This window comes from Serratia sp. (in: enterobacteria), assembly GCF_052400455.1.
Lineage (GTDB): Bacteria > Pseudomonadota > Gammaproteobacteria > Enterobacterales > Enterobacteriaceae > Serratia > Serratia ureilytica.
The window spans coordinates 2,676,400-2,699,161 of record NZ_CP185812.1 but is presented as its reverse complement, the minus strand read 5'-3'; the positions used below and the strand labels follow the sequence as shown (position 1 = coordinate 2,699,161).

The window sequence follows — 22,762 nt, the reverse complement described above, 5'->3', positions numbered from 1 at the left end:
AGCCGCGTAGTGGTATTCAGTCGATAGCGCTGAAAGATTCCGCATCGCCCAGCGTTTGGCGCAGGCGGTTTTCCCAGGCGTAGAGCGCGACGGTGAGGATCACCTCCAGCGCCTGCGCCTGATCCAGGCCGCTGTTGAACAGCGGCTGCACGCTCTGCGGGGTGAACTTCTCAGGTGCGCGAGTCAGCTCGGCGGCGGTGCGCATCACTGCGAGTTTTACCGAATCTTCGGTATACGCCAGCCCCTGAGGCAGCCCGGCGAACAGCGCCTGAATCAATCCCTCATCCTGCAATTCTTGCGCGACGGTGGCCGCGCAGTAACGGCTGCCGTTGATGCGCGAGACCGCCAGCGTCGCCAGCGCCTTGAGGCGACTCGATAAGCCATATCCTTCGGCATTGATGCCGTTGAACACCCCGTTGCGCTCGCGCAGGGTGGCGGCGTCGTGGGCTAACAGCAAATAATAAGATTCGGCGCGCGCCTGCGGGTGACTTTGATCCAACACATCAAGCTGTTCGGCGGCGGCGGTTTCCGCGTCGATCGGTGGCAGGCGGGCAGACCAATTCAGTTCGTCGGCGCTGAAAGCGATGCCATCGGCGTCTTCGACGTTAGGAAAGCCGGGCACCACCACCGCCGGGCGGCCGGCCAACGCCGCGACGCCGGCGACCACGCGCGCCTGATAGCTGACAAAACCGATCACCTGCGAAAAGGTGACAATATCCGCCGGGCTCAGCCCGACGTCGGCGAGTTGTTGCAGCGCCTTGCGGCAAATCAGCGTGGGCTGGCTGGCAAGCTGGCGGGCATATTGGGTGATCTGAGCAAGGCGGATATTGCTTTCCCGGGAGGCGTCCGGGCTGTGCAGCGGGGCGAGGCGGGCGGCGTAGTGGCTACAAAGCGATTGCACGCCCGTCACCTGAGCGACGGTCAACGCGGTGCTGAGGCGATCGTAGGGTGACAATGTCACGTATCGTGACAGCGGCACCTGGTCGGGAAACAGCGCGTGGTAACCGGCCAACGAGGCGCTGAACACCCCGGCGCGAGCGCTGAGCGCATTGTTTAAGGCTTCATCGGCGAAGGCGCCCAGCCCCAGCAGAAAGCGATCGCGAAGGGTGGCCGCCTGGGGTTCCAGCGGCGCATCGCCCCGCACGCTGCTTTGGGTTTCGTGATACCACTGGGCATTATGTTGTCGACGGAGTCGTTCCATAGGGTCAATCCTTAATCATGATCAACAGCCGCCGCTGCGCGCGGCAGCGTCGGCTGGACAAAGAGGCAACATGCCCGCAGGCGGGGCGAAAGGCGGTTTTAGCGCAGCTCATCACAGCAGAGGGCGTGGCCGTAAACAGAAAAACCGGCTGCCAGCGTGAGCAGAAACTGCGTAAGGCGGCGATGGCGAATGCTGTTCATCAGTGCGATATCCTGTCGTATGAGAAGTGCAACGTAGGGGATATCCTCACCGATCGCCCTGGCGAGATAAAATAATGTTACGGACTAATCAATAACTGAAAGGAATAAAATATAAGGATATATAACAAGAATGTAATTTGCATGTGCGCTTTCTTGCTAAGCGGCAGGCGCGCAAGGCGATAAAAAACCCGCCGCAGCGGGTTTGGAGGTGAAGGCGTGACTCAGAAGCGGCCGCCGTCGCGCCGCCAGGCATCGGCGGTCAGCGCCTCGCCGAAGTGGCTGGCGATAAGGCGCTTGGTCAATTCGTGCAGCGGCGCCGCCAACACCTCCGCGGTGCTGCCGCGCTCGACGATTTCCCCTTCGTGCATCACCAGCACCTGGTCGCTGATATGCTTCATCATGCCGAGGTGCTGGGTGACATAAATATAGGAAATGCCGTGTTTTTCCTGCAGCTCCAGCATCAGATTGATGATTTGCGAGCGCATCGACATGTCCAGCGAGGCCAGCGCCTCATCGGCGACGATCACCTTCGGTTGCAGGATCAGCGCGCGGGCCAGCGCGACGCGCTGTTTTTGCCCGGAGGCCAGCATGTGCGGATAGTAGTAGGCGTGATCCGGCAGCATGCCGACCTGGCGCAGCGTTTGGTTGATACGCTGCTCGCGTTCGGCGGGCTCAAGATCGGTGTTCAGCCGCAGCGGCGCATCCAGCAGCTGGCCGATGCGCTGGCGCGGGTTGAGCGAGGTGCTCGGATCCTGAAAAATCATGCGAATACGCTGGCTGCGGTAACGATAATCGCCGAACGCCAGCGGATGATCGTCGATCAGCAGCTCGCCGGCGGTGGGTTCCACCATGCCGGAGAGCATCTTCGCCAGCGTGGATTTGCCGGAGCCGTTCTCGCCGATCACCGCCAGCGTCTGGCCTTCGCGCAGGGTAAAGCTGACCGATTTCACCGCCTCGACGTGCTGGCGGCGAAACAGCCCGGTGCGGTAGCGGTAGGTTTTGCTCAGGTTGCGCACTTCCAACAGCGTTTCCATGTTATTGCTCCTCCATGTTCAGCGGGAAGTGGCAGGCGAAGAAGTGGTTTTTGACCGGGCGCAGGCGCGGCGTTTCGATGCACTTCTTCTGCGCGTAAGGACAGCGCGGCCCCAGGCGACAGCCGATCGGCAGGTGTTCCAGCGAAGGAATGGCGCCCGGCAGCGTATTCAACCGGCTTTTGTGCGGCAGCGAGCGGCCGAAGTCCGGCATGGCGCGGATCAGCGCCTGGGTGTAAGGGTGGTGCGGCGCCGCCAGCAACTCTTCGCACTGGGCGCTCTCCACCGTTTGCCCGCAGTACAGCACGTTCACCCGATCGGCCCACTTGCTCATCATCTGCAGGTCGTGGCTGATCAGCAGAATGGTGGTGTTGTTGTTCTGGTTGAGGCGCGCCAACAGACGGAAAATCTGCGCCTGCGTGGTCGGTTCCATGGCGTTGGTCGGCTCATCGGCGATCAGCAGGCGCGGTTGGTTGGCCAGCGCGATGGCGATCATCACTTTCTGGCACTCGCCTTCCGTCAGCTCGTACGGGAAGCTGCCCATGATGTCGTCATGATCCTTGATGCCGACGCGGTGCAGCAATTCGATGGCGCGGCGTTTGCGCCAGTTGAAGCGCTGCCACCAGTGGCCCTTATAGGTCCAGCCTGGGATGGCCTGCGCAAGCTGGCGGCCGATGCTCTCGGAAGGATCGAGACAGGACTGCGGCTCCTGGAAGATCATTGAGACGTTGTGGCCCACCAGCTTGCGCCGCTCGCGCGGGCTCAGCTGCAGCAGATCGATGTCGTCGAAACGAAAGCGATCGGCGGTGACGCGCCAGTTGTCTTTGGTTACGCCGCAGATGGCCTTGGCGATCAGGCTCTTGCCGGAGCCCGATTCGCCCACCAGCCCGCGCACTTCGCCCTCGGTCAGCGTCATGCTGACGCGATCGACCGCCTTGACCGGCCCTTCGGCGGTCATAAATTCAATCGTCAAATTGCGGATATCGAGTAACGGCATTATTCCACCCCGGCATTGATTGCGCGGCGCATACCGTCGCCTAACAGGTTAACCAGCAGCACGCTGACGAGGATGGCCGCGCCGGGCAGCATCACCGTCCAGGGCGCGACGTACACCAGTTCGAGCGAATCGCCGAGCATCGCTCCCCATTCCGGCGAAGGCAACTGCGCGCCGAGATCGAGGAAGCCGAGCGCGGCGATATCCAAAATGGCCATCGACAGCGCGCGTGTGAACTCGGTCACCAGCACCGCCGCGATGTTCGGCATGACCGCGTACCACAGGATCTGCAGCGTGGAAGCGCCGTCAAGCCGGGCCGCCACCACGTACTCTTTCTCCAGTTCGTCGTGCACCGCGCTGTAGATGGTGCGCACCATGCGCGGCAACAAGGCGAGCCACACCGCCAGCATGGCGTGTTCAAGTTTGGGGCCGATAAACGCCACCACCACGATCGCCAGCAGCAGCGACGGAATCGACAGCAGGGTATCGAGGATGTGGTTGAGCACCGCCGAGCGCAGCCCGTGGGTGACGCCGGCGAACACGCCGAGGATCACGCCGCAGAACGCCGCGGCCAGCGTCACCGCCAGCGCGGAACCGAAGGTGGCGGCGGTGCCGGTCAACAGGCGGCTGAGGATGTCGCGCCCGAGATCGTCGGTGCCGAGGAAGAACGACACGTTGCCGTAGCGCGACCAGGACGGCGGCAGCAGTTGATAGCCGAGGAACTGCTGATCCAGCGCGTAGGGCGCCAGCAGGCTGCCGAACAGCGACAACAGCAACAGGGCGATCACGCCGTAAAAACCGATCATCGCCAGCGCGTCGCCGTAGAAAATCCGCCAGGTGTAGCGCAGCGGGCTCGGCATCTTTTTCTCGCGGTATACGTTATCGAAGGGCATACCATTCCTTATGTTTCAGCGGGTTGGTTGCCGCACCCAGAATGTCGGCCAGAACGTTAATGGTGATCACCAGCGTGCCGACCACCATCACGCCGGCGGAGATCGCCGCATAGTCCTGTTGGCGAATGGCGTTGATCAGCCACCGGCCGAGGCCCGGCCAGCTGAACACCACTTCGGTGATCATCGCCAGCGTGAGCATGGTGGAGAACTGCAGCCCCAGTTTGGGCACGATCGGCGGCAGCGCGTTGTGCAACACGTGGCGACGAATGATGGTGAAGCGCGACAGGCCGCGGGTGGCGGCGGCCTTGATGTAGTTTTGGCTCAGCACGTCGTCGGTGCTGATGCGCATCAGCCGCACCACTTCGGTGGTGGGCGCCACCGCCAGCGCGGCGATCGGCAGGATCATGTGGCGCAGGGCGCTGCCGATCATCTCGGCGCGATACGGCGAGTCCGACAGCCAGGCGTCGATCAGCGCGAAACCGGTGATGGGCTTCACCTGATACAGCAGATCGAAACGGCCGGAAACCGGCAGCCAGCCGAGATGCAGCGAGAAGAACAGCATCAGCAGCAGCGCCAGCCAGAACACCGGCATCGAAAAGCCCAGCAGCGCGAAGGTGCTGATGGCGGTGTCCTGCCACTTGCCGCGCAGCACGCCGGCGATGATGCCCAGCGGAATGCCGATAAACAGCGCCAGGGCGAAGGCCAGCAGGCACAGTTCCATGGTGGCCGGGAACACTTCGCGCAGCTGTTCGCTGATCGCCTGGCCGTTGATGCTGGAGACGCCGAAGTCCCAGTGCAGCAGGCTGACGAAGTAGAATTGATAGGCGTCCAGCAGGGCGGCGCCGTTCAGCGGCGCGCGCGGCGTGAAATAGCTCAGGCTGAAGCTGACCAGCGTCAGGAAGAACAGCGTGATCAGCAGCAGCAGAATGCGGCGCAGGGTAAAGATAATCACTTTTTCACCTCCGGCGCGGATTCACGGTACACCCCGGCGAACGAGGCGTTGCCGAACGGGCTCAGCACCAATCCCTTGATGTCGTAACGATAGGCCTGCAGGCGCAGGGAAGACGCCAGCGGCAGCACCGGCAATTGCTGCTCGAGGATTTTCTGCGCCTTGCGGTAGTTGTCGATGCGCTGAGACAGCTGCTGCGACAGCAGCGCGTTCTGCAGCACTTCGTCGAAGCTCGGGTCACACCAGTGAGCATAGTTGGTTTGCGAACGGATTGCCGCGCAGCTCAGCAGCGGCCGGAAGAAGCTGTCCGGATCGTTGCTGTCGGTGGCCCAGCCGGTCAGGGTCAGATCGTGGTTCATTTCCATCAGGCGCGCTTCCTGGAAGCGGCCCTCCACCGGCACGATGGTGACGTTGATGCCCACCTGGCCGAGGTCGGCCTGGATCAGCTCGGCGGTTTTCAGCGGGCTCGGGTTGTAAGACTGCGAGGCGGTAGGCACCCACAGCTTCAGGTTCAGCTGGCCGACGCCGGCCTGCCGCAGCATCTCGCGAGATTTGGCCGGATCGTACTCGGTGACGTGCGCGTCGTTGTCATAGGCCCAGGAGGCGCGCGGCAAGATCGAGGCGGCGGTTTCCGCCGTGCCGTAATAGATAGACTGCATCAACCGCTGGTTGTTGATCGCCAGCGAGATCGCCTGGCGCACATTGAGATTGTCGAGCGGCGGTTTGCGGGTGTTGAACGCCAGATAGGCGATGTTCATCCCCGGACGCAGCGTCAGGCGCAGGCGCGGATCGTCGCGCAGGATAGACAGCTGGCTGGCCGCCGGATAAGCCAGCACGTCGCATTCGCCGGTCAGCAGCTTGGAGAGGCGGCCGGTACCGCCGGCGCCCAGATCGATCACCACCTGCGGCATGCGCGGCAGCCCTTTCCAGTAGGCGGCGTTGCGCGCCAGGCGAATATATTGCCCCGAGCGGTATTCGTTGAGCAGGAACGGGCCGCTGCCGACCGGCTCGCGGTCGATCAGCTCCTGATGGCCCTCACGCGTCAGCAGATCGGCGTACTCGGCAGACAGCACCGGCGCGTAGTGGGTCGCCAGATGCCACAGGAACGAGGCGTCCGGCGACTGCAGGCGAATCTCCACCGTATAGTCGTCGAGCTTTCTCACGCTCTGCACCGAATCGCCGAATTGCAGGCTGTCGAAATAGGGGTATTCGCCGCCGTTCACGTCGTGATACGGGTGTTTCTGATCGAATACGCGGGCGAAGCTGAATACCACGTCGTCGGCGTTCATCTTGCGGGTGGGCGTGAACCAGGCGGTGGTCTGAAACGGCACGTCCTTGCGCAGATGGAAGCGGTAGGTGGCGCCGTTGTCCAGCACCTCCCAGCTCTGCGCCAGCTCGGGGATCAGGCGATAGGTGTAGGGGTCGACGTCCAGCAGGCGATCGTACAGCTGGGCGGCCAGGGTATCCACCGTCAGGCCGCTGCTGGCCATTTGCGGGTTGAAGGTATTCAGTATGCCGCTGACGCAATAAACAAAGCCGCTCTGGCGAATGTCCGGCAGCGGCGCCGCGCTGGGCGCGGGCGGTGTTGTCGCGGCCAGGGCAGAGCCCGTCAGGCACAACGACAGTATCCAAAAGGGTAAACCACGCATAGAGGCTCATGGGTTAATCAGCAATAGCGTTAGTGTATCGCACTCTGACCAGCAGCCCAATCCATTGAGCAAAATCGCTGAGTTTTCTGCGACTTGATTGATCAGCCCGTTCAGCGGCAAGAAAAAAGTTTTCCATGTTATGTTATAATATAACAAAATCATGTTACCGTTCCCCGGCAAAGTCACAATAACGCAAGGGGATGTATGAACGAAGTTGCACTTCCACCACGCCGTTCGCTGCCGGATGCTCAGGCATGGCGCGGCGAAATGAGTGATGTCGGGCTCGATTGGGTCGGGATGCAAGGGATCGCGCTGCCGCTGGAGCTGGCCGGCAAGCCATTGATGGCGAAGGTCGACGCCGGTATCAACCTGCGCGCCGAAGCGGTGGGCGAGCGCGGCATTCACATGTCGCGGCTGTATCTGGCGCTGGACGAGTTGACGCAGGGCGAGCTGACGCCGCAGCGCATCGGCCGAACGCTGCAAGCCTTTTTGGCTTCGCAGCCGGAACACAGCGATCGCGCCAGCTTGTCGATCGGCGGCGAGCTGTTGCTGTCACGCCCGGCGCTGCTGTCGCCGCAGCGCGGCTGGAAAGCCTATCCGCTGCGCATCGAGGCCACTCTGACGGATACGCTGACGCTGGCACTGACCGTCGGCGTGCCTTATTCCTCCACCTGCCCGAGTTCGGCGGCGCTCAGCCGTCAGTTGGCGCAGCAACAGTTCCAGTTTGATTTTGAACAGGCGGCGGAGCGGGTCAGCCAACGGCAGGTGAGCGAGTGGCTGCTGGAGCAAGGGATGCCGGCCACCCCCACAGCCAGCGCAGCTGGGCCTGGATCACCGTGACGCCCGAGAATGAACGGGCGTTTGAGCCGGTGAAACTGATTGATCGCATCGAACACGCGCTGGGCACGCCGGTGCAAACGCTGGTGAAACGCCGCGACGAACAGGCCTTCGCATTGGCCAACGGTCAGAATCTGATGTTTTGCGAGGACGCGGCGCGCCGTCTGTATCGCATGCTGCGCAGCCAGTGCGACTACCGCGCTTTTTCGCTGCGCGTCGAGCATCAGGAGAGCCTGCATGCCTACAATGCGGTGGCGGAACTGAGCTGGCGGGGAGAACACCATGCTGCGTAAAAATCCCAGCGGCCATCTGCCGCAGGTCTCGCCGCTGGCCTACATCGATCCCACCGCCATTATTTGCGGCCGGGTGATCGTCGAAGACTTCGTTTACGTCGGCCCTTATGCGGTAATTCGCGCCGATGAGTTGAACGCCATCGGCGACATGGAGCCGATCGTCATCGGCTCGCACTCCAATATTCAGGACGGCGTTGTGATCCATTCCAAGAGCGGGGCGGCGGTGACTATTGGCCGTTACAGCTCGATCGCCCACCGCGCCATCGTGCACGGCCCGTGCCGCATCGACGATCGGGTGTTTATCGGCTTCAACAGCGTGCTGTTCAACTGCCACGTTCAGTCCGGCTGCGTGGTGCGCTACAACGCGGTCGTGGACGGCGTAACACTGCCGGAAAACCGCTATATCCCCTCGACCGAGCGCGTGGGGCCGGACAGCGACCTGTCGCGCTATCGCCAGGTCGATCGCGGCGCGCTGCAGTTTTCGGAAGAAGTGGCCGCCACCAACGTCGAACTGGTGCGCGGTTACCAGGCATTACGCAATGAATTTTAATGAGGTCCCCATGAAACAACTTCCCGTGACCGTGCTTTCCGGCTTTCTCGGCGCCGGCAAGACTACGGTGCTGAACCACATCCTGAACAACCGGCAGGGCATGCGCGTGGCGGTGATCGTCAACGACATGAGCGAGGTGAATATCGACGCTGCGCTGGTGGAGAATGAAGTGCGCCTCGATCGCCAGCAGGAGAAGCTGGTGGAGATGAGCAACGGCTGCATCTGCTGCACGCTGCGCGAAGACCTGCTGGTGTCGGTGCGCGAGCTGGCGCAGGACGGGCGCTTCGATTATCTGTTGATCGAATCGAGCGGCATCTCCGAACCGCTGCCGGTGGCGGAAACCTTTACCTTTGAGGATGAACAAGGGGAAAGCCTGTCGCAGTTCGCCCGGCTGGATACGCTAGTGACGGTGGTCGACGGGGTGAATTTCATCCGGCAATACCAGCAGGCGCAAAGCCTGCAGGAGGCCGGTCAAAGTCTCGGCGAGGACGATCTGCGCAGCGTGGCGGATCTTTTGATTGAACAGATCGAATTCTGCGACGTGATCCTGGTCAGCAAGACCGATCTGTTGACGCCAACGCAGCAGGGCGAAGTGATGGCGCTGCTGGCCAGCCTGAATCCCGACGCCCGCATTGTGCCGATCGCGCCGGGCAAACTGCCGCTGGAGGCGGTGCTGAATACCGGCAGCTTCAGCTTTGAAAAGGCGCAGCAGGCGCCCGGCTGGCTGAAAGAGCTGCGCGGCGAACACGTGCCGGAAACGGAAAGCTACGGCATCAGCAGCTTTGTCTATCAGGCGCGGCGGCCGTTTGCGCCGGACAAGTTCTACCGCGTGATCAACGGCGACTGGGGCGGCGGCAAGCTGCTGCGTTCGAAAGGCTTTTTCTGGCTGGCGACGCGGCCGCGGCAGGCCGGGCAGTGGAGCCAGGCCGGCGGCATCGCCCATTACGGCCTGGCGGGCACCTTTTGGCGCGCGATCCCGCAAGACAACTGGCCGCAAGATCCGCAAACGCGGGCGCATATACAGGAGAAATGGGTGGAGCCCTTCGGCGACATGCGCCAGGAGCTGGTGTTTATCGGCCAGCACTTGCAACAGGCGGCGATCGTGCGTCTGCTGGACGACTGCCTGCTGAGCGACGACGAAATGGCCGCCGGCGTGGACTATTGGCTGGAGATGGCAGACCCGTTCCCTGAGTGGTAATTGCGCAATCTTCGTGTGGTAATGAGAAAAATTCTCAACAAAGTGCTTTACAGACGATACTGATAACTATTATCATCGCCTGGCAGTTCACGGAAGGCCACAGTTTGCGGCTCTGATGTGGAAGGCACGACATTGCTCACATTGCTTCCAGTGTTTTTTAAGCCAGCTCGGGTGCTGGCTTTTTTTTGCCTGTTTCAGACCGGAAACCTCGCCTGGCGAGCCGCCATGCCCCACTTTCTTCTTTTTTGCCGTGTAACCTGGACGATCTCGACAGAAGTTCGGGGTTTCATGCATTCACAGTCCCGTGATGGAATTTCATACTCCTTCTCATCGACGCGCCGGCTGCGTTTGGCCGGCCACTGTTAACCGTGAGGAGAATGCCTGTGATTACCCAACAAACCCCCATCAAGTCAGGATTCGGGCCCAAAACGACCGCCGGCGAGGTGCTCGCGGGCCAGGATCTGTCAGGCACGCTGGCCATCGTCACCGGTGGCCATTCAGGCCTCGGTCTGGAGACGACGCTGGCGCTGGCCGACGCCGGCGCACGGGTTATCGTCGCTTGCCGGGCACCGGCGGCAGCCAAAGCGGTGTTAGGGCAGAGCGCCGGCGTCGAGATCGCCGAACTCGATCTCGCCGATTTGAACAGCGTGCGTCGTTTCGCTGCAGACTTTACCGCATCGAGCCTACGGGCGGATATCGTCATTAACAACGCCGGGGTGATGGCATGCCCGGAGGCGCGGGTGGGGCACGGTTGGGAAAGGCAGTTCGCCACCAACCATCTCGGCCACTATGCGCTGACTAATTTGCTGTGGCCGACCATTGCCGATGGCGGGCGGGTGGTAACCGTCTCCTCCGCCGGGCATCACCATTCGGCGATCCGCTGGGAAGATGTGCAGTTCGAACGCGGTTACGACAAGTGGCTGGCGTATGGTCAGTCGAAGACGGCGAATGCCCTGTTCGCCGTCCGGTTGGATCTTCTGGGCCGCTCGCGGGGGATCCGCGCATTTAGCCTGCATCCGGGGAGCATCGCCACGCCGCTGCAGCGGCACATATCGAGAGCAGAGATGATAGCCCTGGGCTGGATGGACGAAGAGGGCAATCCGGCCGATCCCGATGCCCTTAAAACGCCTCAGCAGGGGGCTGCTACGCAGATCTGGGCCGCCACCTCACCGCAGTTGCAGGGATTGGGGGGCCTCTACTGCGAGGATGGCGATATTGCCGGCATCGCCGTCCACGACAGTCAGGCGCTGGTCGGCGTGAAGGAATACGCGATCGACCCGGAACAGGCGCAGCGTCTGTGGGCGCTTTCGGCATCGCTGACCGGCATTGATGCCTTCGCCTGACCAGGCCGCTAATCGGATAAGGGGGAGCCCATGATGTCGATGATGAAAGAAAAAAATCTGGCGATATCCAGCATGTTTTTCATGCTGGGGCTGTGTTTCGGCAGTTTGAGTTCAAGGATGGCGACGATCAAGGGAGGGCTTGCGTTGTCTGACGGCGTATTCGGTACCGCCCTGTTCGCCATGTCGGCCGGCGTGGTCGTGTCGCTGCCGATATCGGGATGGGCGATCGCCAAACTCGGCAGCAGGGTGGTCGGCGTCGCGGCTATTCTGATCAACGCCACGCTTTTGCTTCTGGTGCCCTTCGCCGCGACGGTCCTACAACTGGCGGTGCTGCTGTTTTTATGCGGGTTCGCTTACAGCGCGGTCAATGTCTCGAACAACATGCAGGCCAGTATCGCCGAGGCGGTCAGCGGTAAAACGAGGCTGCCGTTCTTTCACGGTATATGGGGCGTGGCGGGGTTCGTCGGCGCAGGGATCGGGGCGTTAATGATCGGTCGGGATGTCGCCTTGCCGCTGCACTTTGCGGGCATAGCGGCGGTGGCTCTGATGTCCGCCTTGCTGTGTCGGCGGGCATTGTTCGACAAACCGGAACTGGAACAGACCGGGCGCGCTTTCGCCATCCCGGACCGCTCGCTGTTCAACTATGGCCTGATCGTTTTCTGCTCGATGGCTTGTGAGGGCATTATGTATGACTGGAGCGTCGTTTATTTTCAGGACGTCGTCTCGGTCGATCGAAAATACATCGGCCTGGGTTTTACGGTATTTATGGCGGCCATGACGATCGGCCGGCTCATGCTGAACCGGTTCGTGGATCGGATCGGAGTGAGAAGAACGTTGCAATGGGGCGGGATGCTGGCATTCACCGGCATGACGCTAACGACCTGGTTACCGGGTTTGGTGACGTCGATAATCGGTTTTTTCCTGGTTGGGCTTGGCATTTGCGCCATTATTCCGCTGGTTGCGGGGGCGGCCGCAAGGTCTTCTTCCATGGCGCCAAGCGCCGCCATCGCGGCAGTGCTGACCATCGGTTTTCTGGGGACGCTGATCGGGCCGCCGTTAATCGGGTTCTTATCCGAAACTGTCGGTTTGCGCTATGCCTTTCTGGTCTGCGTCGCGTTGTCGCTCGGCGTTATTTATCGGGCAGGAAAAATACCGCTGTGATCTTACAAGAAGGTGATTCATCGGCGGGTTATTCGCAGATAGACGTGACCGTCGAGAAAGGCCGACCTCTCCAGGCGGCCGTTCTCAGGTCACATCTCTCAACCTGGGGCTAATAGCTGACGGCCGGGAAAGACCGGCACCCAATCCCCGCGTTGCTAATCCTCGTCTTGCTCGCCGTTTTGCAGCAGCGCATGCTTTTTCAGCATGCCGCGCAACTGGTGGTAAGTGAGCCCCAGCAGCTGCGCCGCCTTGCGCTGGTTGAATCGCCCTTGCTGCAGCGCTGCTTCGATCAGCGCCTTCTCTTGCTCCAACTGCCAGTTTTTCAGCTCGAGCGGCAGCGCCGGCAACGCGCCGGCGCCTTCAGGGGCAGGCGTAAGCGGCGTGGCCTCGCGTGGCGCAAACGGGTTGATGACGATCTCATCCAGCGGGTTGTCGCTGTCGCCGTGACGATAGACCGAACGTTCCACCACGTTTTTCAGTTCGCGCACGTTGCCCGGCCAGCCGTAGTTGAGCAACGTCTGCCTGGCGCGTTCGGTAAAGCCGGGAAACAGCGGCAGCGCAAGCTCGCGGCACATTTGAATGGCGAAGTGCTCGGCCAGCAGCATGATGTCGGGCCGGCGTTGGCGCAGCGGCGGCAGCTGCACCACGTCGAACGCCAGCCGATCCAGCAGATCGGCGCGGAACTTGCCCGCCGCCGCCAGCGCCGGCAGATCGTCGTTGGTGGCGCACACCAGGCGCACATCTACCCGCAGCGGCTGGCTGCCGCCCACGCGTTCCAGTTGGCCGTATTCGATCACCCGCAGCAATTTCTCCTGCACCAGCATTGGCGCGGTCGCCAGCTCATCGAGGAACAGCGTGCCGCCGTCGGCGCGCTCGAAGCGCCCCAGATGGCGTTTCTGCGCACCGGTAAAGGCGCCGGCCTCGTGGCCGAACAGCTCGGAATCCAGCAGGTTTTCATTCAGCGCCGCACAGTTGAGCGAGATGAACGGCCCTTGCCAACGGTTGGAGAGGTAGTGCAGACGATGGGCGATCAGCTCTTTACCGGTGCCGCGCTCGCCGATCACCAGCACCGGTTTGTTCAGCTTTGCCACCTGGGAGACTTGCTCCAATACTTCGACAAAGGCGTTTGCTTCGCCCAACAAATTCTCTGGCTGTTCGTTCATGATGAAATTCGCCAATGTTTGGTGAAAATAATCACTCTACAGCAAGCGCGCAGAGAGTCAAAAATAAAGAGTTGTTGTTTTTCAATTAGATAAAAGTTGGCACGGGTTTTGATTATCTCTTTGGGCAAGCTGTACGACTTAACGCGGCGCTTCAGACGCCATCAGAACCAAGAGGAAGTGAATTATGGGTATTTTTTCTCGTTTTGCCGACATCGTGAACGCCAACATCAACACCCTGCTGGACAAGGCGGAAGATCCGCAGAAGCTGGTGCGGTTGATGATCCAAGAGATGGAAGACACGCTGGTTGAAGTCCGTTCTACGTCGGCGCGCGCGCTGGCGGAGAAAAAGCAGTTGCTGCGTCGCATCGAGCAGGGTGAAAGCCAGGTAAGCGACTGGCAGGAAAAAGCCGAGCTGGCGCTGCGCAAAGATAAAGAAGACTTGGCCCGCGCGGCGCTGATCGAAAAACAAAAGGTTGCCGACCTGATCGCCACGCTGACGCAGGAAGTGGCGACCGTAGAAGAAACGCTGGCGCGCATGAAGAGCGAAATCGGTGAGCTGGAAAACAAGCTGACCGAAACCCGCGCGCGGCAGCAGGCCCTGGCGCTGCGCCATCAGGCCGCATCTTCTTCGCGCGAGGTGCGCCGTCAGCTCGACAGCGGCAAGCTGGATGAGGCGATGGCGCGTTTCGAACAGTTCGAACGTCGCATCGACCATATGGAAGCCGAAGCGGAAAGCATCAGCATCGGTAAAAAGAAGTCGCTGGACCAGGAGTTTGCCGAGCTGAAAGCCGACGACGCCATCAGTGAGCAGCTGGCGGCGCTGAAAGCCAAGATGAACCGCTCCGAGTAAGGCGAACCGCGGCCACACGCCGGAGGTGGCCGCCTATCCAGGATCCGATAAGAAGGAATAACAATGAGTGCTTTATTACTTGCCATTCCGCTGACAATTTTCGTGCTGTTTGTCGCGCCGATTTGGCTTTGGCTGCATTACAGCAATCGGCAACAGACCGGCATCCAGCTGAGTCAGCAAGAAATGCAGCGCCTGGCGCAGCTGGCGGAAGACGCCAAACGCATGCGTGAACGCATTCAGGCGCTGGAAGAGATCCTCGATGCGGAACACCCGAACTGGAGACAGTCCTGATGAGCATGACGCTGGGCAGTAAAAAGCTTTATCGCGTACCCGAAGAAGGCATGGTAAAAGGCGTCTGCGCCGGTCTGGCCCACTATTTCGACGTGCCGGTGCGCCTGATCCGCGTGATGGTGGTGCTGTCGCTGTTCTTTGGGCTGTTTTTCTTCACGCTGGTGGCCTATATCGCGCTGGTGTTCGTGTTGGACGAAGCGCCGGCCAGCCGTTTCGAGGGCGAGCATCAGAAGACGCCGCGCCAGTTGCTCGATCAGCTGGAATATGAGCTGGGCAGCGGCGAACAGCAGCTGCGTCAGGTCGAGCGTTACGTGACGTCCGACACCTTCGGCGTTCAGAGCCGCTTCCGCAAGCTGTAACTCTTCTTGCGATATCCGGCCTGTGCAGGCCGGGTATCTCGCCGCCGTCATCCCGTTGAAGGTTATCTTAATCGTCTTGTGCCGGAGGGCATTGTCATGAATAAAATTGATGTCGCGAACGCCACCAGAACGGGTGGATTTAAATCAGGAGCGGCGGCAATGTTGAAGACATTGGCTAAAGTCATCATCATAGCGTTATTGAACTATGGCCCGGCGGGCGCCGCCGGCTGGCTGTTGAAGACCGTCGGCCGCAAACCGGTGCGCTTCGTGCTGGCGCTGGTGCTGGAACCGCTGTTCCGTAAAGGCCTGAACAAGGCATTCGGGCGTTACGTCAAGGAGAGCAATGAAACGACTGCAAAATGAGTTAACCTCGCTGGTCAACCGCGGAATGGATCGCCATCTGCGCCTGGCGGTGACCGGCCTGAGCCGCAGCGGCAAAACCGCCTTTATCACCGCCTTCGTCAATCAACTGCTGCATGTGCACAGCGGCGCGCGCATGCCGCTGTTTTCACCGGTGCGCGAAGAACGCCTGCTGGGCGTCAAGCGCATCCCGCAGCGCGATCTCGGCATCCAACGTTTCACTTACGACGAAGGGTTGGCGCAGCTGTACGGCGCGCCGCCGGCCTGGCCGACGCCGACGCGCGGCGTCAGCGAAATCCGACTGGCGCTGCGTTACCGCTCCAACGACTCGTTGCTGCGCCATTTCAAAGACACCTCCACGCTGTACCTGGAGATCGTCGATTATCCGGGCGAATGGTTGCTGGATCTGCCGATGCTCGAGCAGGATTACCTGGCCTGGTCGCGGCAGATGACCGGGCTGCTGCAGGGGGAACGCGCCGAATGGGCCAAGCCCTGGCTTGACCTGTGTAAAACCTGCGATCCGCTGGCCCCGGCCGACGAAAATCGCCTGGCGGCGATCGCCCAGGCCTACACCGATTATCTGTTGCGCTGCAAAAGCGAAGGTCTGCACTTCATTCAGCCGGGCCGTTTTGTGCTGCCGGGCGACATGGCCGGCGCACCGGCGCTGCAGTTTTTCCCGTGGCCCGATGTTGCCGCGGTAGGCGAATCGAAACTGGCGCAGGCCGACAAACACACCAATATCGGCATGCTGCGCGCTCGGTTCAATTATTACTGCCAGTCGATCGTCAAAAACTTCTATAAAGAGTATTTCGTCCGTTTCGATCGGCAAATCGTGCTGGTTGACTGCCTGCAGCCGCTCAACAGCGGCCCGCAGGCGTTCAACGACATGCGCCTGGCGCTGACCCAACTGATGCAGAGTTTCCATTACGGCAAACGCACGCTGTTTCGCCGCTTGTTCTCGCCGACCATCGACAAACTGATGTTCGCCGCCACCAAGGCGGACCACATCACCGCCGATCAGCACGCCAATCTGGTGTCGTTGCTGCAGCAGCTGGTGCAAGAGGCGTGGCAGAACGCGGCGTTCGAAGGCATCAGCATGGATTGCGTCGGCCTGGCCTCGGTGCAGGCGACCGAGAGCGGCATTGTCGATCATCAGGGGCAGCGTATTCCGGCGCTGAAGGGCAATCGCCTCAGCGACGGCGCGCCGCTGACGGTGTTCCCCGGCGAAGTGCCGGCCCGTTTGCCGGGGCCGGCGTTCTGGCAGAGCCAGGGATTTCACTTCGATGAGTTTCGCCCGCGCGCCATGAGCGTGGACAGCCCGTTGCCGCATATCCGTCTGGATGCGGTGATGGAATTTTTACTGGGAGACAAATTGCGATGAGCGAGCCGATCAAACCGCGTATCGATTTTGACGAGCCGTTGCAGCCGCCGCAGGAACCGGCGTTGCGCGCCGGCGTCGCTTTCGACGCCGAGCAGGCGGAGAGCTTCTTTCCGGCGGCGCCGGAGCTGCAGCAGGAGGAGGAAGAAGGGCGCGCCGAGGGCATCATTAACGCTGCGCTGAAGCCGAAACGCAGCCTGTGGCGCAAAATGGTCACCGCCGGGCTGGCGCTGTTCGGCGTCAGCGTGGTGGCGCAGGGCGTGCAGTGGGTGCATACCGCCTGGGTGCAGCAGGACTGGATCGCCATGGGCGGCGGCGTGGCCGGCGGCCTGATCGTGTTCGCCGGCGTCGGTTCGGTGGTCACCGAATGGCGGCGTTTGTATCGGCTGCGCCAGCGTGCGGAAGAGCGCGACGTGGCGCGCGAGCTGTTGCACAGCCACGGACTGGGGCAAGGGCGCGAATTCTGCGAGAAACTGGCGCGCCAGGCCGGGCTGGATCAGGGGCATCCGGCGCTGCAGCGCTGGCAGGCCTCGCTGCATGAAACCCAAAATGACCGTGAAGTGGTGGAGCTGTACGCCAAACTGGTGCAGCCGGTGCTCGACAACCAAGCGCGGCGCGAAATCAGCCGCTCCGCCGCCGAATCGACGCTGATGATTGCCGTCAGCCCGTTGGCACTGGTGGATATGGCGTTTATCGCCTGGCGCAACATCCGTTTGATTAACCGCATCGCCGCGTTGTATGGCATCGAACTGGGCTACTTCAGCCGCATTCGTTTGTTCCGGTTGGTGCTGCTCAACATCGCCTTTGCCGGCGCCTCCGAACTGGTGCGCGAAGTGGGCATGGACTGGATGTCGCAGGATCTGGCGGCGCGGCTGTCGGCGCGCGCGGCGCAGGGCATCGGCGCCGGGTTGTTGACCGCGCGGCTGGGCATCAAGGCGATGGAACTGTGTCGCCCGCTGCCGTGGCTGGAAGGGGAAAAACCGAAGCTTGGCGATTTCCGCAGCCAGCTGATCGGCCAATTGAAAGACACGCTGAAAAAGAGCGACGGCAAGGCCAAATAACCCCGCGACGGCGCTCCTGGCAGCGCCGTTATTTCACCGGCGCCAACGCCGGACGTAATCGAGACTTGACGATAGTCGATCCCCCTGTGCTTGCGTGATAAATACCTGCAAAATTAAATCTGTTTGTGATAACTCTCTGTTTGTGGGCTAAAATGACGCCGATGCTGTTATTCGCTTGCGTTTAAAATCAGCAACCACGGCAATAAATCAGAGTTCTGTCAACTTTTGCTGACAGATCGCTTCTACCGCCCGGTGCGAGGGAGTATCATCATCGCTAACGATCCCCGCACCTGCAGAGATAAGGCCAACACTGATGCGTTTGGAAGTATTTTGCGAAGACCGCCTCGGTCTCACTCGAGAATTACTCGATCTTTTGGTATCGCGCAGCATTGACTTACGTGGCATCGAGATCGATCCCATCGGCCGCATTTACCTCAATTTCTCCCAGCTGGACTTCGATACTTTCCGCGCGCTGATGGCGGAGATCCGCCGCATCGCCGGCGTGACCGACGTGCGCACCGTCAGCTTTATGCCTTCCGAACGCGAGCATCGCGCGCTGCGTGCGCTGCTGGAGTCGATGCCGGAGCCGGTGTTCTCTATCGACATGAAGGGCAAGGTCGAGCTGGCCAATCCGGCGGCGCTGGCGTTGTTCAGCCTGAACGAAGACAAGATCCGCAACCAGACCGCCGGGGCGTTGATCGGCGGCTATAACTTCAGCCGCTGGCTGGAGAGTGAGCATACGGCGCCGCACTCAGAACGGGTGGTGATCCGCAGCCAGGACTTCCTGATGGACATTACGCCTATCTATCTGGAGGACGAACAACAACAGCCGGCTGCGGTCGGCGCGGTGGTGATGTTGAAGTCCACCGCGCGCATGGGCCGCCAACTGCAAAATCTGTCGGTGAACGACGATACCGAATTCGATCATATCGTCGCGGTGAGCGCCAAGATGCGTCACGTGCTGGAGCAGGCGCGCAAACTGGCGATGCTCGATGCGCCGCTGCTGATCGTGGGCGATACCGGCACCGGCAAGGATATTCTGGCTCGCGCCTGCCACCTGCGCAGCCCGCGCGGCAAACAGCCGTTCCTGGCGCTGAACTGCGCCGCGCTGCCGGATGACGTGGTGGAGAGCGAGCTGTTCGGCCATGCGCCGGGCGCTTATCCCAACGCGCTGGAAGGCAAAAAGGGCTTCTTCGAGCAGGCCAACGGCGGTTCGGTGCTGCTGGATGAGATTGGCGAAATGTCGCCGCGCATGCAGACCAAACTGTTGCGTTTTCTCAATGACGGCACGTTCCGCCGGGTCGGCGAAGAGCATGAGGTGCACGTCGACGTGCGCGTGATCTGCGCCACCCAGAAGAACCTGACCGAGCTGGTGCAGCGCGGCGAATTCCGCGAAGACCTCTATTATCGCCTCAACGTGCTGACCATCACCATTCCGCCGCTGCGCGAACGTCCGCAGGACATCATGCCGCTGACCGAGCTGTTCGTGGCGCGCTTCGCCGATGAGCAGGGCGTGGCGCGGCCCAAGCTGGCGAACGATCTGGGTAGCTTCCTCAGCAAATACGGCTGGCCGGGTAACGTGCGCCAGCTGAAAAACGCCATCTACCGCGCGCTGACGCAAACCGAAGGCTACGAACTGCGGCCGCAGGATATCGTGTTGCCGGAGTTCGAGGTGGAGATGTCGCTGGGCGACGAGGTGCTGGACGGTTCACTGGACGACATCAGCAAGCGTTTCGAGCGCTCGGTGCTGACGCGCCTGTATCGCACCTATCCCAGCACCCGCAAGCTGGCGAAGCGGTTGGGCGTTTCCCATACCGCCATCGCCAACAAGCTGCGCGAGTATGGCCTGAGCAGCCGCAAAGGCGGCGCTGAGGGCGAAGAATAAAAAAGGCGCCTTGCGGCGCCTTCCCGTGTATCCAAAGCCGGCGTTCGCCGGCTTTATTATTTCAGCGCTGCCAGCGCCGCGTCGTAATCCGGCTCGGTGGTAATTTCGTTGACCAGCTCGCTGTACAGCACGTTGTCCTGGCCATCCAGCACCACGACCGCACGCGCGGTCAGGCCCGCCAATGGACCTTCGGCGATTTCAACGCCGTACGCCTGTTTGAACTCGGCGCCGCGCAGGGTGGACAGCGTGACCACGTTGCTCAGGCCTTCCGCGCCGCAGAAACGAGACTGGGCGAACGGCAGATCGGCGGAGATGCACAGCACCACGGTGTTATCCAGGCCGCTGGCCAACTGGTTGAATTTACGCACCGACGTCGCGCAGACGCCGGTATCGATGCTTGGGAAGATGTTCAGGACTTTGCGTTTACCCGCGAAGCTGCTCAGCGCTACGTCTGACAGGTCTTTGGCAACCAGCGAGAAGGCCTTGGCCTGTTCGCCCTGCTGTGGCAGTTTGCCCGCTACGCTGACCGGATTGCCTTGAAAATGTACTGTCTGAGTCATTGCTAGATTCCTTTTACAGGTGTTTATACAAAGGGTATGAACCTGATGAAACGGCGCGCCGGCGACGGCTGTTAACATCAGGTTCACACCCTGACGCCAGTTTATGACAAGCGGGGCGGATTGGATATCAAAGTTTGCTAAATAGTTGTATATATTAGGCTGTTCTATAAAACATCACCGGCGCATCAGCCTGCCTGGATGCGCAGTTTTCGTTCAGGAGCCGTTATGAGAGACATGCGTTTTTACCCGGAAGCCTGGCCGCTGCACACCGCCTTCGTGATCGCGCGCGGCAGCCGCACCGAAGCCCGGGTGGTGGTGGTCGAAATCGAACAGCAGGGCGTGCGCGGCGTCGGCGAATGCACGCCGTATCCGCGCTATGGCGAGAGCGAGGAATCGGTGATGACGCAGCTGGCTGAGATGGCGCCGGCGATCGCGCAGGGCATCACCCGCGAGCAGCTACTGACGCAGATGCCGGCGGGTGCGGCCCGCAACGCGCTGGACTCGGCGCTGTGGGATTTGGAGTGTCGTCTGCACGGGCAGAGCCTGTGGCAGCGCAGCGGCGTGATGGCGCCGGCGCAGATCCGCATGGCGCAGACCGTCAGCATCGGTACGCCGGAAGCGATGGCCTTCGCCGCGCGTGAGCTGGAGCGGCAGGGCGCCACGCTGCTGAAGATCAAACTCGACGATCACTATATCAGCGAGCGGCTGGTGGCGATCCGCGCCGCGGTGCCGCAGGCGACGCTGATTGTCGATGCCAATGAATCCTGGCAGGCGGAAGGGCTGGCGGCGCGCTGCCAGCTGTTGGCCGATCTCGGCGTGGCGATGCTGGAGCAGCCGCTGCCGGCCGGTGACGACGCCGCATTGGAACACTTTATTCATCCGCTGCCGATCTGCGCCGATGAGAGCTGCCACACCCGCGCCGATCTGCCGCGGCTGGCGCAACGCTATCAGATGGTCAACATCAAACTGGACAAAACCGGCGGCTTGACCGAGGCGCTGGCACTGGCGCAGGCCGCGCGCGAACAGGGATTCGCCATCATGCTCGGCTGCATGTTGTGCACGTCGCGGGCGATATCCGCCGCCTTACCGCTGGCGCCGGCGGCGCGCTTCGTCGATCTGGACGGCCCGACCTGGCTGGCACGGGACGTCGAACCGGGTCTGGCGTTCGAATGCGGGGCGATCGTCGATCTCGCCCCGTAGGGATTAATTCGGGTAGGTCAGCAGTTCGGTCATGGCGTCGATGTAGCGCTCGCTGGCGGCATCGGCGGAGATCGGCGGGAATTCGGCGGTGATGCACGGCAGCGACAGATCCGCGCACCAGCTGCCGAACGAACCGGGCGTTTCATAGCCGACGCTGGTCACCAGCGGCAGCTCGAACTTGTGCGACAGCCAAACGCCGAGCCGCGAGCTGGCGGGATCTTCGATGCAGGCCAGCGGCTCATGGAACGACACCACCCAATGCGGCTTCAGGCGATGGATCAGATGACACAGCGCCTGGGTTTCCGGTTCGGAGCCGGGGCGCCCGCCGGTGGAGAGCCTGACGTCGCGCACCGGCGCCGCGCTGTTCCAGCGATAGACGGTGTCCCCGGAGCGCCAGTTGGCGGCCGGGAAGTTGCGGTTCAGATCGACGCCGTTGGCATTGGCGCGCAGCCCCAGCTGGCAGCCGTCGGGGTTGACCGCCAGCACCACGTGGTGGCGCAACTGTTCGGGGGCGATGCTGCGCAGCGCGCAGGACAGGGTTACGATGGCGGCGCTCTCATCGCCGTGGGTGCCGGCGATGATCAGCCCGGTTTCCGGGCCGCTGACCGCCGCCGGGAAATAGAGCAGCGGCGCGCCCAGCAGCGAGCTGCCGTAGTTCTCTCCTGCGACGGCCAACTGGCCACGTTCACTGCGCGGTCGATGTTCGGTCATGGTGTTGTCCCTGAGTTAAAGGCCGAGAGTCATTGTCATTTTATTCAGTGTATTACGCTTTGAGACATCTTTCCCATCGCAATTGTGCGGCGTTTGCGCGATCTGTGATGCGGTAGCGGCGAAAACGCCAATTAAACCGCACCTGGCCTGAGGCTGTTGTTATACTAACGGCAGAGCTAAGCCAATCACCCGCAAGAGGATTTAACATGCCAGTAGCCAGAATCATCGCCAGCTATAGCGAAAATGAAAATGACACCATCACGCTGCTGTGCGGCGTAGACGCTGAAAACCAGATCCGTCAGGGGGAATGGTTCGGCGTGGTGAAAAATGACGACGGGCGCGGGGACGAATCGAACTATCCGTTCACCCTGCATATCGATTACCAGAAAGATGCCTTCTATCTCGACTACGGCTACGACGACACGGATGCGCGTCAGCTGCAAAAAACCGATATCTCGGCCCGTCCGCTGGCTGAGAAAGGCTTTTTCACCGTGTTCGATGAAGAAGAGGGTGAAGAGTTCAGCTACCGCATCAACAGTATCCACCTGTACGACTGACGGTCGCTGCCGCAATCCCACCCGTGCCGCCCTGCGCCGCACGGGTTTTTTATCGCCTGAATCGCACTTTTTGCAACTTCTCGCCCGC

The 22,762-nt window shown here is 61.4% G+C and carries 23 protein-coding genes and 1 pseudogene; 15 read left to right on the top strand and 9 right to left on the bottom strand.

Features of this window, described 5'->3' with window-relative positions; all coding sequences use genetic code 11:
• Positions 1–16 precede the first annotated feature (16 nt).
• Positions 17–1,201 carry a CMD domain-containing protein gene (locus ACORQT_RS13055; protein ID WP_164057212.1) on the bottom strand — a complete coding sequence of 395 codons (1,185 nt, stop codon included), beginning with the start codon at positions 1,199–1,201 and terminating at the stop codon, positions 17–19.
• Between the two features lie 17 nt (positions 1,202–1,218).
• Between ACORQT_RS13055 and ACORQT_RS13050 the strand changes: the two genes are divergently transcribed.
• The gene (locus ACORQT_RS13050) at positions 1,219–1,476 is read left to right on the top strand and encodes a hypothetical protein (protein ID WP_004930590.1); all 258 of its coding nucleotides are present in this window, start codon (positions 1,219–1,221) and stop codon (positions 1,474–1,476) included.
• 146 nt (positions 1,477–1,622) lie between these two features.
• Here the strand turns inward: ACORQT_RS13050 and sapF are convergent, their stop codons facing one another.
• The 5 genes from sapF to sapA are packed head-to-tail and all read right to left on the bottom strand — an operon-like array spanning position 1,623 to position 6,917.
• Positions 1,623–2,435 carry a putrescine export ABC transporter ATP-binding protein SapF gene (gene sapF / locus ACORQT_RS13045; RefSeq protein WP_016927550.1) on the bottom strand — a complete coding sequence of 271 codons (813 nt, stop codon included), beginning with the start codon at positions 2,433–2,435 and terminating at the stop codon, positions 1,623–1,625.
• A 1-nt stretch (position 2,436) separates the two neighbouring features.
• Positions 2,437–3,429, bottom strand: coding sequence for a putrescine export ABC transporter ATP-binding protein SapD (sapD, locus tag ACORQT_RS13040; RefSeq protein WP_016927551.1), 993 nt, complete (start codon positions 3,427–3,429; stop codon positions 2,437–2,439).
• Positions 3,429–4,319 carry a putrescine export ABC transporter permease SapC gene (gene sapC, locus ACORQT_RS13035; protein ID WP_004930580.1) on the bottom strand — a complete coding sequence of 297 codons (891 nt, stop codon included), beginning with the start codon at positions 4,317–4,319 and terminating at the stop codon, positions 3,429–3,431. Before sapC ends, sapD begins: the two co-directional genes overlap by 1 nt.
• Positions 4,306–5,271, bottom strand: a complete 966-nt coding sequence (gene sapB, locus ACORQT_RS13030) for a putrescine export ABC transporter permease SapB (RefSeq protein WP_004930575.1) — start codon at positions 5,269–5,271, stop codon at positions 4,306–4,308. Before sapB ends, sapC begins: the two co-directional genes overlap by 14 nt.
• A complete protein-coding gene (gene sapA, locus ACORQT_RS13025) occupies positions 5,268–6,917 on the bottom strand; it encodes an ABC transporter substrate-binding protein SapA (RefSeq protein ID WP_033643238.1) in 1,650 nt (549 codons plus the stop codon). Before sapA ends, sapB begins: the two co-directional genes overlap by 4 nt.
• Before the next feature lie 204 nt (positions 6,918–7,121).
• Between sapA and folE2 the strand changes: the two are divergent.
• From folE2 to ACORQT_RS13000, 5 genes and pseudogenes are all read left to right on the top strand, one after another.
• Positions 7,122–8,047 (top strand): annotated as a pseudogene (gene folE2, locus ACORQT_RS13020) (GTP cyclohydrolase FolE2).
• The gene (locus tag ACORQT_RS13015) at positions 8,037–8,597 is read left to right on the top strand and encodes a carbonate dehydratase (RefSeq protein WP_089191865.1); all 561 of its coding nucleotides are present in this window, start codon (positions 8,037–8,039) and stop codon (positions 8,595–8,597) included. The pseudogene folE2 and the gene ACORQT_RS13015 overlap by 11 nt, the downstream one beginning before the upstream one ends.
• A gap of 10 nt (positions 8,598–8,607) precedes the next feature.
• Positions 8,608–9,795, top strand: a complete 1,188-nt coding sequence (zigA, locus tag ACORQT_RS13010; protein ID WP_033650275.1) for a zinc metallochaperone GTPase ZigA — start codon at positions 8,608–8,610, stop codon at positions 9,793–9,795.
• Between the two features lie 383 nt (positions 9,796–10,178).
• Positions 10,179–11,138: an SDR family NAD(P)-dependent oxidoreductase gene (locus tag ACORQT_RS13005; RefSeq protein ID WP_084587962.1), complete on the top strand. Its 960-nt coding sequence runs from the start codon at positions 10,179–10,181 to the stop codon at positions 11,136–11,138.
• Positions 11,139–11,168: 30 nt separating this feature from the next.
• Positions 11,169–12,299 carry an MFS transporter gene (locus ACORQT_RS13000; RefSeq protein ID WP_164057210.1) on the top strand — a complete coding sequence of 377 codons (1,131 nt, stop codon included), beginning with the start codon at positions 11,169–11,171 and terminating at the stop codon, positions 12,297–12,299.
• 155 nt (positions 12,300–12,454) lie between these two features.
• Here ACORQT_RS13000 and pspF read toward each other — a convergent pair whose 3' ends face one another.
• On the bottom strand, positions 12,455–13,462 hold the full coding sequence (gene pspF / locus ACORQT_RS12995) for a phage shock protein operon transcriptional activator (RefSeq protein ID WP_033650277.1): 1,008 nt from the start codon (positions 13,460–13,462) through the stop codon (positions 12,455–12,457).
• Between the two features lie 184 nt (positions 13,463–13,646).
• Between pspF and pspA the strand changes: the two genes are divergently transcribed.
• From pspA to tyrR, 7 genes are all read left to right on the top strand, one after another.
• A complete protein-coding gene (pspA, locus tag ACORQT_RS12990) occupies positions 13,647–14,312 on the top strand; it encodes a phage shock protein PspA (RefSeq protein WP_004930555.1) in 666 nt (221 codons plus the stop codon).
• A 63-nt stretch (positions 14,313–14,375) separates the two neighbouring features.
• Positions 14,376–14,603: an envelope stress response membrane protein PspB gene (gene pspB / locus ACORQT_RS12985; protein ID WP_004930553.1), complete on the top strand. Its 228-nt coding sequence runs from the start codon at positions 14,376–14,378 to the stop codon at positions 14,601–14,603.
• Positions 14,603–14,962, top strand: coding sequence for an envelope stress response membrane protein PspC (pspC, locus tag ACORQT_RS12980; RefSeq protein WP_033643233.1), 360 nt, complete (start codon positions 14,603–14,605; stop codon positions 14,960–14,962). Before pspB ends, pspC begins: the two co-directional genes overlap by 1 nt.
• 96 nt (positions 14,963–15,058) lie before the next feature.
• A complete protein-coding gene (pspD, locus tag ACORQT_RS12975; protein WP_071991647.1) occupies positions 15,059–15,325 on the top strand; it encodes a phage shock protein PspD in 267 nt (88 codons plus the stop codon).
• Entirely contained in the window at positions 15,306–16,703 is a 1,398-nt protein-coding gene (locus tag ACORQT_RS12970; protein WP_072627584.1) for a YcjX family protein, read from the top strand. The genes pspD and ACORQT_RS12970 overlap by 20 nt, the downstream gene beginning before the upstream one ends.
• Positions 16,700–17,761 carry a YcjF family protein gene (locus tag ACORQT_RS12965; RefSeq protein WP_004930545.1) on the top strand — a complete coding sequence of 354 codons (1,062 nt, stop codon included), beginning with the start codon at positions 16,700–16,702 and terminating at the stop codon, positions 17,759–17,761. The genes ACORQT_RS12970 and ACORQT_RS12965 overlap by 4 nt, the downstream gene beginning before the upstream one ends.
• A 313-nt stretch (positions 17,762–18,074) precedes the next feature.
• A complete protein-coding gene (gene tyrR / locus ACORQT_RS12960) occupies positions 18,075–19,646 on the top strand; it encodes a transcriptional regulator TyrR (protein WP_033643230.1) in 1,572 nt (523 codons plus the stop codon).
• A gap of 56 nt (positions 19,647–19,702) precedes the next feature.
• On the opposite strand, the gene tpx is transcribed toward tyrR, so the two are convergent.
• Positions 19,703–20,206 carry a thiol peroxidase gene (gene tpx, locus ACORQT_RS12955; RefSeq protein ID WP_004930536.1) on the bottom strand — a complete coding sequence of 168 codons (504 nt, stop codon included), beginning with the start codon at positions 20,204–20,206 and terminating at the stop codon, positions 19,703–19,705.
• Positions 20,207–20,431: 225 nt separating this feature from the next.
• Between tpx and ycjG the strand changes: the two genes are divergently transcribed.
• On the top strand, positions 20,432–21,406 hold the full coding sequence (ycjG, locus tag ACORQT_RS12950) for an L-Ala-D/L-Glu epimerase (protein WP_147880438.1): 975 nt from the start codon (positions 20,432–20,434) through the stop codon (positions 21,404–21,406).
• Positions 21,407–21,409: 3 nt separating this feature from the next.
• Here ycjG and mpaA read toward each other — a convergent pair whose 3' ends face one another.
• Positions 21,410–22,117: a murein tripeptide amidase MpaA gene (mpaA, locus tag ACORQT_RS12945; RefSeq protein ID WP_033643228.1), complete on the bottom strand. Its 708-nt coding sequence runs from the start codon at positions 22,115–22,117 to the stop codon at positions 21,410–21,412.
• Positions 22,118–22,323: 206 nt separating this feature from the next.
• Here mpaA and ACORQT_RS12940 point away from each other — a divergent pair, with 206 nt between their 5' ends.
• Positions 22,324–22,674, top strand: a complete 351-nt coding sequence (locus ACORQT_RS12940) for a hypothetical protein (protein ID WP_147880439.1) — start codon at positions 22,324–22,326, stop codon at positions 22,672–22,674.
• Positions 22,675–22,762: the final 88 nt, after the last annotated feature.

Excerpts from the sequence above, each read along its gene's own strand:
- zigA (WP_033650275.1), top strand. The coding sequence starts at position 8,608 with ATGAAACAACTTCCCGTGACCGTGCTTTCCGGCTTTCTCGGCGCCGGC.
- ACORQT_RS12970 (WP_072627584.1), top strand. The coding sequence starts at position 15,306 with ATGAAACGACTGCAAAATGAGTTAACCTCGCTGGTCAACCGCGGAATG.
- sapA (WP_033643238.1), bottom strand. The coding sequence starts at position 6,917 with ATGCGTGGTTTACCCTTTTGGATACTGTCGTTGTGCCTGACGGGCTCT.
- tpx (WP_004930536.1), bottom strand. The coding sequence starts at position 20,206 with ATGACTCAGACAGTACATTTTCAAGGCAATCCGGTCAGCGTAGCGGGC.
- ACORQT_RS12940 (WP_147880439.1), top strand. The coding sequence starts at position 22,324 with ATGCCAGTAGCCAGAATCATCGCCAGCTATAGCGAAAATGAAAATGAC.
- ACORQT_RS13015 (WP_089191865.1), top strand. The coding sequence starts at position 8,037 with ATGCTGCGTAAAAATCCCAGCGGCCATCTGCCGCAGGTCTCGCCGCTG.
- ACORQT_RS13055 (WP_164057212.1), bottom strand. The coding sequence starts at position 1,201 with ATGGAACGACTCCGTCGACAACATAATGCCCAGTGGTATCACGAAACC.
- ycjG (WP_147880438.1), top strand. The coding sequence starts at position 20,432 with ATGAGAGACATGCGTTTTTACCCGGAAGCCTGGCCGCTGCACACCGCC.
- pspC (WP_033643233.1), top strand. The coding sequence starts at position 14,603 with ATGAGCATGACGCTGGGCAGTAAAAAGCTTTATCGCGTACCCGAAGAA.
- sapF (WP_016927550.1), bottom strand. The coding sequence starts at position 2,435 with ATGGAAACGCTGTTGGAAGTGCGCAACCTGAGCAAAACCTACCGCTAC.
- pspB (WP_004930553.1), top strand. The coding sequence starts at position 14,376 with ATGAGTGCTTTATTACTTGCCATTCCGCTGACAATTTTCGTGCTGTTT.
- ACORQT_RS12965 (WP_004930545.1), top strand. The coding sequence starts at position 16,700 with ATGAGCGAGCCGATCAAACCGCGTATCGATTTTGACGAGCCGTTGCAG.
- sapD (WP_016927551.1), bottom strand. The coding sequence starts at position 3,429 with ATGCCGTTACTCGATATCCGCAATTTGACGATTGAATTTATGACCGCC.
- pspF (WP_033650277.1), bottom strand. The coding sequence starts at position 13,462 with ATGAACGAACAGCCAGAGAATTTGTTGGGCGAAGCAAACGCCTTTGTC.
- sapC (WP_004930580.1), bottom strand. The coding sequence starts at position 4,319 with ATGCCCTTCGATAACGTATACCGCGAGAAAAAGATGCCGAGCCCGCTG.
- mpaA (WP_033643228.1), bottom strand. The coding sequence starts at position 22,117 with ATGACCGAACATCGACCGCGCAGTGAACGTGGCCAGTTGGCCGTCGCA.
- pspA (WP_004930555.1), top strand. The coding sequence starts at position 13,647 with ATGGGTATTTTTTCTCGTTTTGCCGACATCGTGAACGCCAACATCAAC.
- ACORQT_RS13050 (WP_004930590.1), top strand. The coding sequence starts at position 1,219 with ATGATCAACAGCCGCCGCTGCGCGCGGCAGCGTCGGCTGGACAAAGAG.
- pspD (WP_071991647.1), top strand. The coding sequence starts at position 15,059 with ATGAATAAAATTGATGTCGCGAACGCCACCAGAACGGGTGGATTTAAA.
- tyrR (WP_033643230.1), top strand. The coding sequence starts at position 18,075 with ATGCGTTTGGAAGTATTTTGCGAAGACCGCCTCGGTCTCACTCGAGAA.
- ACORQT_RS13000 (WP_164057210.1), top strand. The coding sequence starts at position 11,169 with ATGATGTCGATGATGAAAGAAAAAAATCTGGCGATATCCAGCATGTTT.